General features: G+C 58.1%; 13 protein-coding genes. 9 read left to right on the forward strand and 4 right to left on the reverse strand.

The features are described 5' to 3' along the window. Window positions 1-12 precede the first annotated feature (12 nt). Window positions 13-1,416 (forward strand): DUF2793 domain-containing protein, encoded by a 1,404-nt coding sequence (locus tag ABFT80_RS01140; protein WP_347970019.1) that lies wholly within the window; start codon window positions 13-15, stop codon window positions 1,414-1,416. A 2-nt stretch (window positions 1,417-1,418) separates the two neighbouring features. Here ABFT80_RS01140 and ABFT80_RS01145 read toward each other — a convergent pair whose 3' ends face one another. Beyond that, window positions 1,419-3,362 carry a polysaccharide biosynthesis protein gene (locus ABFT80_RS01145; RefSeq protein WP_347970020.1) on the reverse strand — a complete coding sequence of 648 codons (1,944 nt, stop codon included), beginning with the start codon at window positions 3,360-3,362 and terminating at the stop codon, window positions 1,419-1,421. Between the two features lie 126 nt (window positions 3,363-3,488). Here ABFT80_RS01145 and ABFT80_RS01150 point away from each other — a divergent pair, with 126 nt between their 5' ends. Then, complete coding sequence (locus ABFT80_RS01150) at window positions 3,489-3,620, forward strand: hypothetical protein (RefSeq protein WP_347970021.1); 132 nt, start codon at window positions 3,489-3,491, stop codon at window positions 3,618-3,620. Here the strand turns inward: ABFT80_RS01150 and ABFT80_RS01155 are convergent, their stop codons facing one another. Together ABFT80_RS01155 and ABFT80_RS01160 are read right to left on the reverse strand one after the other, a co-directional pair. Continuing rightward, window positions 3,621-3,977 (reverse strand): hypothetical protein, encoded by a 357-nt coding sequence (locus ABFT80_RS01155; protein ID WP_347970022.1) that lies wholly within the window; start codon window positions 3,975-3,977, stop codon window positions 3,621-3,623. It lies immediately after the preceding gene. Between the two features lie 86 nt (window positions 3,978-4,063). Then, window positions 4,064-5,308: an NAD(P)/FAD-dependent oxidoreductase gene (locus ABFT80_RS01160; RefSeq protein ID WP_347970806.1), complete on the reverse strand. Its 1,245-nt coding sequence runs from the start codon at window positions 5,306-5,308 to the stop codon at window positions 4,064-4,066. A 515-nt stretch (window positions 5,309-5,823) separates the two neighbouring features. On the opposite strand from ABFT80_RS01160, the gene ABFT80_RS01165 reads away from it, so the two are divergent. The 7 genes from ABFT80_RS01165 (at window position 5,824) to ABFT80_RS01195 (ending at window position 12,699) form a co-directional block, all read left to right on the forward strand. Continuing rightward, complete coding sequence (locus tag ABFT80_RS01165) at window positions 5,824-7,128, forward strand: imelysin family protein (protein ID WP_347970023.1); 1,305 nt, start codon at window positions 5,824-5,826, stop codon at window positions 7,126-7,128. Between the two features lie 117 nt (window positions 7,129-7,245). After that, window positions 7,246-7,557, forward strand: a complete 312-nt coding sequence (locus tag ABFT80_RS01170; RefSeq protein ID WP_347970024.1) for a (2Fe-2S)-binding protein — start codon at window positions 7,246-7,248, stop codon at window positions 7,555-7,557. Continuing rightward, complete coding sequence (gene bfr / locus ABFT80_RS01175) at window positions 7,523-8,008, forward strand: bacterioferritin (protein ID WP_347970025.1); 486 nt, start codon at window positions 7,523-7,525, stop codon at window positions 8,006-8,008. The genes ABFT80_RS01170 and bfr overlap by 35 nt, the downstream gene beginning before the upstream one ends. 298 nt (window positions 8,009-8,306) lie before the next feature. Continuing rightward, a complete protein-coding gene (locus ABFT80_RS01180) occupies window positions 8,307-9,791 on the forward strand; it encodes a di-heme oxidoreductase family protein (RefSeq protein WP_455189872.1) in 1,485 nt (494 codons plus the stop codon). Beyond that, window positions 9,788-10,864 (forward strand): imelysin family protein, encoded by a 1,077-nt coding sequence (locus ABFT80_RS01185; RefSeq protein WP_347970026.1) that lies wholly within the window; start codon window positions 9,788-9,790, stop codon window positions 10,862-10,864. The genes ABFT80_RS01180 and ABFT80_RS01185 overlap by 4 nt, the downstream gene beginning before the upstream one ends. Before the next feature lies 1 nt (window position 10,865). After that, on the forward strand, window positions 10,866-11,966 hold the full coding sequence (locus tag ABFT80_RS01190; protein ID WP_347970027.1) for a DUF1513 domain-containing protein: 1,101 nt from the start codon (window positions 10,866-10,868) through the stop codon (window positions 11,964-11,966). Window positions 11,967-12,027: 61 nt separating this feature from the next. Further along, window positions 12,028-12,699: a carbonic anhydrase gene (locus ABFT80_RS01195; protein WP_347970808.1), complete on the forward strand. Its 672-nt coding sequence runs from the start codon at window positions 12,028-12,030 to the stop codon at window positions 12,697-12,699. Here the strand turns inward: ABFT80_RS01195 and ABFT80_RS01200 are convergent. After that, window positions 12,685-13,446 carry a triose-phosphate isomerase gene (locus ABFT80_RS01200; RefSeq protein ID WP_347970028.1) on the reverse strand — a complete coding sequence of 254 codons (762 nt, stop codon included), beginning with the start codon at window positions 13,444-13,446 and terminating at the stop codon, window positions 12,685-12,687. The two genes, ABFT80_RS01195 and ABFT80_RS01200, sit on opposite strands and share 15 nt — an antisense overlap. Between the last annotated feature and the right edge of the window lie 7 nt (window positions 13,447-13,453).

Here is a 13,453-nt window from a genome sequence, read left to right on the forward strand (position 1 = left end):
ACAGGGCTCGTCATGGAAAATACCGCCAATCTTTCTCTCCCCTACATCATGCCTTCGCAGGCGCAGAAGCATGTCACGCACAATGAGGCGCTACAGCTTCTCGATGCACTGGTTCATCTCTCGGTCGTCAGTAAGGACTTCACTTCCCCACCGCTCGAAGCGAGCGAGGGCAGCCGCTACATTCCGGCAGAGGGCGCGTCCGGCGCTTGGAGCGGCTGGCATGGTGCGATTGCCTACTATGCCGATGGCGGCTGGATGAGGCTTGCGCCCGTCAAAGGCTGGCAATGCTGGGTGGAAGACAAGACGCAACTGATCGTTTGGGACGGCACTGCCTGGCAAACTGCCAGCGGCGGCGATCAGGTCGAGTTCGGAATGCTCGGTGTTCAAACTTCTGCCGATCCGGTCAACCGCTTTGCGGTAAAGTCACAGTCGGCGCTGTTCAGCCACGACGAGACGGCCAATGGCAATGTGCATGTGAAGCTCAACAAGGCCAGTACGAGCAGCGAAAGCGCCGTATTGTTCCAGAACGACTGGTCGGCACGTGCCGCTGTCGGCTGTTTTCCAGACGATCACTTTCAGATCAAGGTTTCACCAGACGGAGCGAACTGGAAGAGCGCACTCGACATACAACCTTCCAGCGCCGATATCGGCATCGGAACCGACACACCGCAAGGTAGGGTGCATGTAACGAGCGACAGCTACTGTTCCATAGTCGTATCAAATGGCAATGCGGATAATGTTGCGAAGGGCGGCATGGTGTGCGGCGCGCGCTACAAGCTCACGAACAACCCCTTCGTGTGTTTCGGTTCCTGGGATGTCGGGCCATCCGGGCAACGCGATGTCTTTTTCGGTGGCGGCGGATGGGATTTGCCTGACGCGACCCGTCTGCAATTCTTCACGGCTCCGACCAATGTCGAGCAGAATAACACAGGTCTGCTGCGCATGGTTGTCACGGCGGCGGGCAATGTCGGCATCGGCACGGCAGCACCTACCGCGCGCCTGCAAGTGGCTGGAAGCCTTTCTAAAACCTCCGGATCATTCGACATCCCGCATCCAGATCCGGAACTCAACGCCACGCACCGGCTGCGGCACTGCTTTGTCGAAGCGCCTACACGCGGCGAGAATATCTACCGATTTACCGTGAACGCCGATGGGGCCGGAACCGTGAGGCTTCCGCTGCCGGATTATTGGAGGCATCTCAATGAGAACCCGCAAATATGGGTTTGCGCGGACGGGCATTTCGGTCGCGCTTATGGCGTGGTGAACGATGATGAAAGCGGCCTCGTCATCACCTGCGAAACCACCGGATCATACAATGTACTTTTGATCGGCACCCGAAAAGATGAACTCGCGCGTGACTATTTCGATCCGCTTGGCGTCGAATACGAAACGGCTCAGGCGGAAGAGCCCTCGTAGCGCTATTCGCCAGCGACTTCCGAGGGAGCCTTCGGGGCGGGTTTTCCGCTCGCCTCGCGCTTGTATTCGGGGACGATGTGCGAGAGCAACTCGACCGCGCGCGTGGCATCCTCGCGGTCGGCAGCCGCGCGCAGGCCTTCGAGTGTGCGGACCAGAAGCGCATTGTCGATGACGCGCGGAGACGCAATCACATAACCCTCATCCGTCTTTCCACCCTGTACTTCGGATGGATCGAAAAGCTCCTCGTAAAGCTTTTCACCTGGCCTAAGACCGGTAAAGGCAATGTCAATGTCGATATGAGGCTTGAGGCCTGCGAGCAGGATCATCCGCTCGGCCAGATCGACGATGCGGACCGGATCGCCCATATCCAGCACCATGATACGCCCGCGCTCGGTGTGACGCGCCAGTGCGCGCGCCGATGCGTGAAGCACAAGGCGTACAGCTTCGGGAATCGTCATGAAATAACGCACAATATGCGGATGCGTGACCGTGACCGGACCGCCTGCTGCGATCTGTTCCTGAAAGCGCGGCACGACCGAACCATTGGAGCCCAAAACATTGCCGAAACGCACGGTCTTGAAGCGTGTAACGGCGGAGGTCATATCCAGAGACTGGCAGTAGGCTTCCGCAGCGCGCTTCGTCGCGCCCATCACATTGGTCGGATTGACCGCCTTGTCGGTGGAGATCATCACGAAGGTCGAAGTCTTGTTGGCTAGCGCCGCATCGGCGACATTCTTCGTGCCGAGAATATTGGTCTTGATACCCTCGACGGGGTTTTCCTCGACTAGCGGCACGTGTTTCAGCGCGGCGGCGTGGAAAACCACCTGGGGTTTGAATTCCTCGAACAGATGCCCGATGCGAACCGTATCGCGCACATTCACAATGCGCGTGACGATCTGCAATTGCGGATGGTTCTCGCGCAGTTCCTTGTCCAGCATATAGATGTGAAACTCGGAACTGTCGGTAATGATGAGTTGCTTCGGGTTGAAGGCTGCAACCTGCCGGCACAACTCCGAACCGATGGAGCCGCCTGCACCCGTCGCCAGAACCACTTTCCCGTGAACCAGACGCGCGACACCTTCGATATCGGCATGGACTTCCGGCCGTCCGAGAAGATCGCCGATCTCGATCGGCTTGGGTTCGAACAGCGAATTGCTGGTGATCGAGGTCGTCTCGGTGATGTCCGGCAGACGCGTGACCTTGAGGCCGACCGAGTTCGCGCGCTCGACGATCTCGCTGAGCTTCTGACGATCGGGGCTGCTGATCGCAACGACGAGTTCCGTGACTTTGATGCGACGTGACGTAAATCGCTTCACCAGCGCGCCGAGCTTCGAAAGATCCCCCAGAACCGGAACACCCTGCAACGAGCGGGTCATGCTTTTTCTGTCATCGACGATGCCGACAACGACGATTTCGCCGCGAGATCGCTGTGTCGTTCTCAGGAAGCCTTCTGCTTCGTTGGTAACGCCATAGACGAGTACATAGCGTCCGGCACCGGGCCGCACCTTGCGCAAGCCAAGCACCGAGAATCCGATACCATCCATGAACAGGCGGTAGATCAGGCGTGAGCCTGCGAGACCTGTGATCATGAAAATCGTGGTTAGGACAGGAACGCTTCGCGGAATATTCTGACCGCGTGAAACAAGGAAAGCGGCAACAGTGTAGATGACAACAGCGACGATCGATGCCTTTATCAGGTCGATCAGTTCGGGGATCGAGACAAACCGCCAAGACCCGCGCATGACGGAAAACCAATAGAAGCAAACCAGCGCGATAACGGAGAATGCAGCGGCTTTTTCTTCAAGGCCCGGCACATAATATGCTCTCGGCACCCCGTAGATCGTCACATAAGCGAGATAGAAAGATAGGGTAGCGACCGCCACGTCGTAACAGACCGACATAAAGCGCAAAATGTACGATCGTCCCCCGTCTATAGCACGCCGCATATGCAAAAATCCCAATTCTGGCGCCTAAAATGAAGGGAGGCCACATAGTTGGCCATGGCCGAATTGTCTCCCTTTTCGGTGAATAAGGCGTGAACCGGTCTAAATCAAGGCTTGGAGCGAAATGGGGTGGGCGATGTCTATGGCGAAGGCCCTGCAATAGCAGAAGGCGTTATTGCGCGCATTCAGTGCGATATAGCTGTTAAAACGGCTCATTTCTTTGCAAACGAGCAAGCCTATATCGACCGGGGCAATTACTGACTAGTCGCAGACCACGCGAATGCGGCCGGTCGATGAGACTTCGTTGTGGCAGGCAAGTTTGCGTGCCTCTTCATCATTATCATTGCGGAAGGGCGCGCTGACTGCAGGCCGCATCACTCTAACCGCCGGTACGGTCCTTGGCTGACGCCTTGGCGCCGCGACAGTCGGGCTTGGCGGCGTGGTGGGGAAAGTCGCCTGGGCTGCGTTATAGGCCGGACCGCTCGCCTCGCGGCGCTTCATCAGCGATGGCAATTGCGGTTGCTGCATGACGATTGAGCCGTCAGACGTCTTCGTGCACCCGCTGACCGTGATGCAGGAAAAAAGCGCAGCAATCGAAAGCGGCAAAAGTTTCATCATATTCAATTTATAGGGCCTGCCGGGTCAGCCGGAAAGTGGCCTGCGGGCCACACCCAGGGATCATTTTCAATTTCGGATCGGAATAGCTAGACGGCTGGTTTCGCCTGCCATTCGGCCAGGGCCTGCTTCAACCCGTCACTGCCTGCCGCGACAAGGTCCCGCGATGGCAAAAAGCCCACCTGCATCATCTTGCGCCCAAGCATGTGATCGGTCGGCCGGTTGACGGATTCGATCGCGATCAGACGGTCGCCCGCATAGTGAAACACGGAGAATTTGTTGTCCACCGCATCGCCGGTAACGACATGACTGTCGCCGCCGGAAGCCAGCCCGACCATTTGCAATTTCATATCGCCAATATCGGACCAGAACCACGGCACGCTGTCATAAGAAGCTGCGTGACCGACGATGGTGCGCGCCGCAAGCCGGGCCTGATCGGTGGCATTCTGTACCGACTCCAGGCGCACATCCTGACCGGTGAACCAATGCCGGTAATTTGCAACATCGCCGATCGACAGGATGCCCGCCTGCGACGTACGCATCTGCCCATCCACCTTGATGCCGTTACCGGTATTCAGACCTGCCTGTTCGGCCAGTTCGACATTGGGAACGACGCCGATGCCGACCACCACCATGCCCGCCGGCAATTTTTCGCCCGTAGAAAGCAGGACGCCGGAAACGTGAATGCCGTTGCCTTCCAGAAAATCGACCGTCGTGTCGAGCAGAATGCGGACGCCCAATCCCTCGAGACGCTGATGGACATGGCTCGAAATGACCGGTGCCACCGCGCGTCCTAGCAACCGGTTCTGGGCTTCTACGACCGTTACACGTCGCCCGGCAATGCGCAGCGTGGCCGCGATTTCCAGACCTATGAAGCCGCCGCCCAGAATGACGACATCTTCGGTCTTCCCGCTCAATTCGCGAATTGTACGCGCGTCGGAAAGCGAGCGCAGAGATACCACGCCATCCAGTTTCGCGCCTTCCACTGGCAGGATTCGCGGGCGCGAGCCGGTTGCCAGTACCAGATGGTCGAAGGGAATTGTGCTGCCGCCTGCAAGCTCGAGACGCTTGGCCTGCGTATCGATCCGTTCGACGCGCTCGCCGAGCCGCAGGTCGATTGCATTGCCGGTGTAAAATACATCGCCGCGCAGCAATTGCGGCTTGGCTTCTACATCCTTGATGAAGGCTTTGGAAAGCGGCGGCTTGTGATAGGGCGCATCCGCCTCGTCGCCGACGAGAATGACGGGACCTTCATAACCCTCTTCGCGCAGGCTGGCCGCGACCTGCACACCGGCATGACCGCTTCCGACAATTACAACACCATTTTCATTCATATCGACGACCCGGAAGGCGCGGCGCGATAGGCCGCCAAAATCAGCGTCACGGCGTCGCACCCCAAACCACACCTTGTCAAGCGCGTCACGGCGCTCGCGCAAAAAAGGCAATATTCTGTGGCACTTAAAGTTGATAGCGGTAGTTTAGAATAGTTCTAAGCTATTGATTTTAAGTCGGTTTCCAAGCCTCACCATTGACTTATTCATGATCTCTGGCTTTATGAGGCCGTGCTCATGAAGCACGTGCCTTTGATGTCTGGGCCTTGAACCCTTTCGATTGGAGGATGGTGGTGTCCTTTTGTGCTTCGCCGCGCAGTTGCGCGCGTTTCCTTGCGGTCGACAAGCGACCTTTCCGATCAGGTGCCTTGGCGCGCCTGTTCGCATCCCATTTCCTTCACACGCCGTTCATTCCCAGGACTTCTTCAAGGCCGGACGAATCCCCGTTTTCCGTCGCGCCGGAAGCGGTCGATGGCAGTTCCAATCGCGCGGCCAGAACGGCCTGTTAGGAGACATTCATGAAGTCGATGGTTCTGACACCTTATGCGAGAAGCAGACTGGCAGCAGTTGCGGCAACCGTCGTGTTGACTGCGGCGGTCTTCGTGCTTCCTGCAAAAGCGGAAACCGACACCAAGGCCGTCATCAAGAATTACGCCGACATCGCATTGGCGAAATACGAGGATTCGCTCACCACCGCGAAAGCGCTGGATGAGGCCGTGCATGCGCTGATCGACAAGCCTTCGGAAGAGGCGCTTACCAAGGCACGCGATGCCTGGAAGGCAGCGCGCATCCCCTATCAGCAGACGGAAGTCTACCGTTTCGGCAATTCGATCGTCGACGATTGGGAAGGCCGCGTGAATGCATGGCCGCTCGACGAAGGCCTGATCGACTATGTCGACAAGGGCTACGGCACCGAATCCGACGAAAACACGCTCTACACGGCCAATGTGATTGCCAACAAATCCATCGAGATTAATGGCGAGACGGTCGATGCTACCAACATCACGCCTGAGTTCCTGTCCGGCACGCTGCAGGAAGCAGGCGACATCGAAGCCAATGTCGCCACCGGCTATCACGCAATCGAGTTTCTGCTCTGGGGTCAGGATCTGAACGGCACCGGGCCGGGTGCCGGCAACCGTCCTTACACCGACTACGACACAGCAAACTGCACCGGCGGCAATTGCGACCGCCGCGGCCAGTATCTTGCTGCTGCCGCCGACCTTCTCGTGGCCGATCTGGAAGAAATGGTCGGCAATTGGAAAGAGGATGGCGAAGCGCGCAAGGCACTGTTCGAACAAGACGGCAATGCAGCGATCTCGACCATCCTGACCGGCATGGGCTCGCTTTCCTATGGCGAACTTGCCGGCGAGCGTATGAAGCTCGGCCTTCTGCTTCACGATCCGGAAGAAGAGCATGACTGCTTTTCCGACAATACCCATATCTCGCATCTCTACGACGCGATCGGCATCCGCAATGCCTACAAAGGCAGCTACAAGCGGGTAGACGGATCGGTTGTCGAAGGTGCTTCCGTTGCCGATCTGGTGAAGGCGGCAGCGCCCGATCTGGACAAGGAACTGTCGGCCAAGCTCGATGTGACCGTCGAGAAAATGGAAGCCATCGCCAAGCGTGCGGAAGGCGGCGAGGCCTACGACCAGCAGATCGGCGAAGGCAATACCGATGGCAATGCAGCCGTGCAGGCGGCAATCGATGCGCTTGTCGACCAGACCAAGTCGATCGAACGCGTGGTCGACGTGCTGAAGCTCGACGCAATCGCCTTTGAAGGGTCGGACAGTCTCGATTCACCGGACAAGGTGTTCCAGTGAGCCGTGCCGGCCAAACTATCGCGTTTTCACGCATGATCCGTTGCGAAATCTTTCGGGATCATGCCCCAGCCAAGCGGCGCATAGAGTTCGCGTCGCCAGCCAAAAACAGAGTCTTTCATGCTGGTATGTCACTGTAACCTGATTACCGAAAGGGAGATCGAGGACACGATTATCGGGCTGCTGGAGCAGGACCCGTGGCAGCTTATCGTGCCCGCGAAGATTTATCACACGATGCAAAAGCGCGGTCGCTGTTGCGGCTGCTTCCCAAATGTGGTGGAAACGATCATTCGGGTAACCGAAAACTACCATCTCCGCTCGGAGGCGAGCGGGATGGATATCGTTTCACACCTGGACCGCGTCAGAGGATTGCGGGACCAATTTGGGAGCAGAAGCCATGAAAGGCGAACCACGGGTCATCGAGCGGCTTAACGAAGCTCTTTTTCTGGAGCTTGGAGCCGTCAACCAATACTGGCTGCATTACCGTCTGCTCGACGACTGGGGCTACACAAAACTCGCCAAGAAAGAGCGCGCGGAATCGATCGAGGAAATGCAGCACGCAGATCGCATCATCGAACGCATCATCTTTCTTGAAGGTCACCCGAACCTTCAGTCGGTCGCACCCCTGCGCATCGGCCAGAACGTCAAGGAAGTCCTCGAGTCCGATCTCGCGGGCGAATATGACGCGCGCACTTCCTACAAGAAATCACGCGAAATCTGCCAGGAACTGGGCGATTACGTCACGATGAAAGTGTTCGAAGAACTTCTGCACGACGAAGAAGGCCATATCGACTTCCTCGAAACCCAGCTCGAATTGCTGGGCGCGATCGGTGAAGAAAAATACGGCCAGCTCAACGCCGCCTCCGCAAGCGAGGCCGAGTAGGACCAATGAAATGCGGCGCGCCTTTCATCTGACGCGCCGCGCGCTGCACGGCTTCATCTCGCACATAAATCCGAGGCGTTCCCCGGAGAAGTTTGGTGATTTGCATGCATCCGCAAGTCCCCCCTCTCCGGTTTGCTGCGCAAACCACCTCTCCCCCACTTCGTGGGGGCGAGGAACGGCAGCTTCAGCGATTGGCGATTCCTCACCCCCGCCTGCGGGGGAGAGGTGGTTTGCGCAGCAAACCGGAGAGGGGGGCTTGCGGCGCTTCTCCAGCGTTCTGCTTACAACACTCTTCAGCATCGTCCTTCTCTCTCCTGCCTTTGCAGAAGAGTCCGCCTTCCCCGCAATTCGCGACGATCTCACCGTCAAGGACCGCGCTCGCGTCGAAGCGATAACAAAGCCTGCGACCGACTTTTCCAAACCAGAGCAATTCGAACTCATGCAGGGCGGTGCCGGAACGTCGCGCAAGCGCGTCAACCAGGATGCCTTCTCGCAATCTTCCGCCAACATCACCTTCGAGGAAGAAGGCGAATTCAAGCTCGGCAACGGTCTGTTTCGCAAACTATGGGTGTCGTCGCCCTCTTCCACACAGGCATCGGACGGCCTTGGTCCACTCTTCAATGCGCGCGCCTGCCAGAGCTGTCATCTGAAGGACGGGCGGGGGCATCCGCCGGAAGGCAGCGCGGACGCGACCTCGATGTTCCTGCGGCTTGCGCGGCAGGCCGAAAATGCCGAGGAACAGGCTGCACTAGACGCGCGCAAGCTGCTCAACTTTCCAGACCCGGTCTATGGCAAGCAATTGCAGGATCTGGCTGTGCCTGGCATGCCTGCCGAAGGCAAAATGGCGATTTCCTATGAGGAAATTCCCGTAACCTTGGCAGACGGCACGAAGGTTTCGCTTCGCAAACCAACCTATTCCATCGAAAATCTTTCTGACGGCCCGCTGCATGCGACAACGACGCTTTCGCCGCGCGTAACGCCTCAGATGATCGGGCTTGGTCTGATCGAGCAAATCCATCCGGCCGACATTCTCGCCAATGCTGACCCGGACGACCGCAACGAAGACGGCATTTCCGGCAAGGCCTCCATCGTGCGCGATCCGGTCAGCGGAGAGCAGGTTATCGGGCGCTTCGGCTGGAAAGCCTCGGTCGCTTCGATCCGCCAGCAGACGGCGGAAGCGTTTGCCGGTGACATCGGCATTTCAACGCCGGAGGTTCCCCATCATTGGGGCGATTGCACCAAGGCGCAGACGCGCTGCCTGTCCATGCCGAACGGCGTGCAGGAGAGGCTCGGCGATACGGAAGCGCCCGACCCGATCCTTAATCTCGTCACCTTCTATTCGCAGCATCTGGCCGTTCCCGCGCGCCGGGACATCGAAAACCGGGATATTCTGGATGGAAAGCGCGTGTTTTACCAAAGCGGCTGCGCGTCCTGCCACACACCGAAATTCGTCACCCGCCGCGACACACCCAACAAGGCCCATTCATTTCAGCTCATCTGGCCGTATTCGGACTTTCTGCTGCACGATATGGGTGAAGGGCTGGCAGATGGCCAGCAGGTGGGCGATGCCAGCGGAAGCGAGTGGCGCACGCCGCCATTGTGGGGTATCGGTCTGACTGAACGCGTGAACGGCCATACGTTCTTTCTGCATGATGGCCGGGCGCGCAATCTGGTCGAAGCCATTTTGTGGCATGGCGGCGAAGCCCAGGCAGCGCGAGATAAATTTGCGGGCCTCGACAGCCAAGACCGCAAGACGTTGGTCAAATTTCTGGAGTCGCTGTGACGATCCGAAAAATCCTTTTATCGCTGGCAGTATCAGCACTTCTTGCGAATACGGCAGTCGCCGATGAACAGCCGGCCAAGGTCATCGAACAGGCCATCAACAGCTTCATCCGCCCTTCCTATGCCGAGCTTCACGACAAGGCGAGCGGGCTGACTGGCCGGATGAACGAGCTTTGCGCGGCCCCTTCCTCCGAGCGGCTGGACGCGGCGCGTCAGGGTTTTGCGGAAGCCGCTGGCGCCTTTTCGCGTGTGGAAATCATTCGTTTCGGACCGATCACCGAAAACAACCGTATGGAACGACTGCTGTTCTGGCCGGATCGAAAGGGAACAGGCCTCAAGCAGGTGCAGAAGATTCTTTCCGAACAGGATGAAACGGCCGCCAATGTCGACGATCTTTTCAACAAGAGCGTCGCGTCTCAGGGCTTCGGGGCGCTGGAATACGTTCTTTTCGGCACGGATTCCGATGGTCTTTCCAACAAGGACGATGCATTTCGCTGCACTTATGGCGCAGCAATCGCCGGAAATATCGAGCGCATAAGCGGTGATGTGAGTGCTGGATGGAACCGCAGGGATGGTTTCGCAACGCAGTGGTCCAAGCCCGGCCCCGACAATGCAATCTACCGCGACGACCGCGAAGCGATCACCGAGTTGCTCGAAGTGTTCGTCAACGGGCTTGAACTGGTGCGCGACGTTCGCGTCGGCGGGTTTCTGGGCAGCGAGGCTGCCGCAGACAAGCCGAAGCAGGCGCTCTATTGGCGCTCCCGTCAGACGACCGCTTCATTCGCGAACAACATCACCGGCATGAAAGCGCTGTTCGACCGATCCGGCTTCGGCAGCCTTGTGAGCCCGGATTCGCAATGGCTCGTGCAGTCGATCCGCTTCGAATTCAACAATGCGATCCAGACCGCGCGTAGCGTAACCGGCCCGATCGAGGACATATTGAAAGACGAGCAGACACGTTCGAAGCTCGCCTATTTCCAGATCGTCACATCCAGTCTTTCGGAATTGTTCGGAACGCGCATTGCCGGTGAACTCGGCCTGACGGCTGGCTTTTCCTCGCTCGACGGCGATTGACATGAAAACGCCCCTGCTCGATCGCCGCGATTTCCTGAAGGCTGCGGGGGCGAGCTTTATTCTGGGGCTTTCGCCTGCCGCGCGCGCCGCGACCTTGAAGGCCGATGCAGTGTTCGCGACCGCTTTCCAGAAGCGCGACGGCAGTTACGGTGCTGGAATTCTCAGCGAAGAAGGCAGGCTTCTGCACCATGTAGCCCTGCCGGATCGCGGCCACGACATTACTTTCGATCCAATTTCGCGCAAATCGGTGATTTTTGCCCGCCAGCCGGGCACATTCGCAATCGTGTTCGATCACAACGGCACCAGCGAGCCGATTACCATCGCCAGCATTCCCGGCCGCCATTTCTTCGGACATGGCGTTTTTTCGCCGGACGGCGCGCTTCTTTATGCGACCGAGAACGATTTCGACAATGCGGCGGGCATGGTTGGCATCTACGACGCCCGCAACAATTTCGTGCGGCTCGGCGAGTTTCCAACGCATGGCGTAGGGCCGCATGAATTGCTGCTTTTGCCGGATGGCAAGACGCTGGTGATCGCCAATGGCGGCATTGAAACGCATCCCGATTTCGGCCGCGCCAAGCTCAATCTGCCGACGATGAAACCGTCGCTGGTGTTCGTGGATCGCGTATCGGGCGATCTACTTGAAAAGCATGAATTGCCTGCCAAACTGCATCAGCTTTCCATCCGGCATATGGCAATCGACGACAGAAATACGGTCTGGTTCGGGTGCCAGCATGAAGGCCCTATGACGGAAACCCCGTCGCTTGTCGGGCGCGCATCGCGTGGCAAGGAACTTTCGCTTCTCGATATGCCGGAAAAAGTGCTGACCGGCTTTCGCAATTATATCGGCTCGGTCGCATCCAATACGGAAGCGGGTACGGTCGCCGTCTCGTCGCCTCAGGGCAATTGCTTTGCGGTGATCGACGCTGCCAGCGGACGCATTGTTTCCGATGCCTCACTGGTCGAAGTGTGCGGGCTGGCGCCCGACCAATCCGGGTTCCTCGCAACGACAGGTGCGGGTGAAATCATTGCGCCGGAACGCGCTTCCGTAAAAGCGCCCGACTATGTCTGGGACAATCATCTCTTGAGGATTGATGCTTAGTCATAACGGCAGTGCAAATATTCGCATTGCCGCGGACAAAAAATCCCGCTATCTGCGCGTCATGGTCGATCTGCCGCAAAGTCTCCTGACTGGTTATCGCAATTTCATGAGCGGTCGTTTTTCCGCCGAAACCAGCCGGTATAAAAATCTCGCCGAAAAAGGGCAAACGCCCGAAACGATGGTGATCGCCTGTTGCGATTCGCGATCGGCACCCGAAACGATCTTCGATTCCGGGCCGGGTGAGCTTTTCGTTGTGCGAAATGTCGCCAATCTCGTTCCGCCCTATGCGCCTGACGATCAGTATCACTCGACATCGGCAGCGCTTGAATTTGCAGTGCAGACGCTGAAGGTGAAGAACATCGTCGTGATGGGTCACGGTCGTTGCGGCGGCATACGCGCAGCGCTTGATCCTAATTCAGAGCCGCTTTCGCCGGGCGATTTCATCGGTAAATGGATGAGCCTTGTCGCGCCGGTCGCAAAAAGCGTGTCCGAAAATACCCTTATGACCGCATCCGAGCGCCAGACTGCGCTCGAGCGGATTTCGATACGTTATTCGCTCAGCAATCTGCGCACTTTTCCTTGCGTGAAGATACTCGAACAGAAGGGCCGTCTGTCGCTGCATGGATGCTGGTTCGATATTTCGACCGGCGAATTATGGGTGATGAATTCGCAGACAGGCGACTTCGTGCGCCCGTCTCCCGAACATGACGAGCCAGCCTCAGATAACGGCTGATACGCGCTTCAAAATATCGATATAGCCTTCCGCCTGCCAGGCGGAACGCCCGATGAAAAGCCCGTCTATATGCGGCTGCGCGATCAGTTCCGCAGCATTGCCCGGATTGACGCTGCCGCCATAAAGCACGGGCGGCGCGGCATGCAGGATTTCGTCAGCAACCTCCTTGATGAGCGCCTGCTGACGGTCGGCATAATCGGCGCTTGCCGGAATGCCGTTTTCGCCGATTGCCCAGACCGGCTCGTAGGCGAACAGTATCGGCGCTGCCAGCATGTCGTCGCCGAGGAATTTCAGCGCGCCCTTTACCTGCTCGCTCAATATCTGGACTGCATGCCCACCCTCGCGCTCGGCAAGCGTTTCGCCGACGCAGATCAGCGGCACGAAACCGTGTTTTACCGCTGCGGCCGTCTTGAGGCCGACCGTGTTGTTCGTTTCCCCGAAATGTTCGCGTCTTTCGCTGTGGCCAAGCTCGATCAGATCGAGGCCGCAATCTCTGAGCATCAAGGGCGAGATTTCGCCCGTCCACGCACCCTCATCGGCCCAATGCATGTTCTGCGCACCGACCTTTGCGCGCGTTCCGCCGAGTGCCGCCTTCACCTGGCGCGCGGACGTAAATGAGGGAATGACGAAAGGCTGAATGCGCTCGTCCAGCGAGGGCAGGAAACTTTTCAACGCATCGGCAAAGGCGAGGCCCTCGCCCAGCGTCTTGTTCATCTTCCAGCTCGTTCCGACCCATACCGAAGCCATGGCATTC

The sequence above is a fragment of the Foliimonas ilicis genome, assembly GCF_039939195.1.
Classification (GTDB): Bacteria; Pseudomonadota; Alphaproteobacteria; order Rhizobiales; family Rhizobiaceae; genus Foliimonas; species Foliimonas ilicis.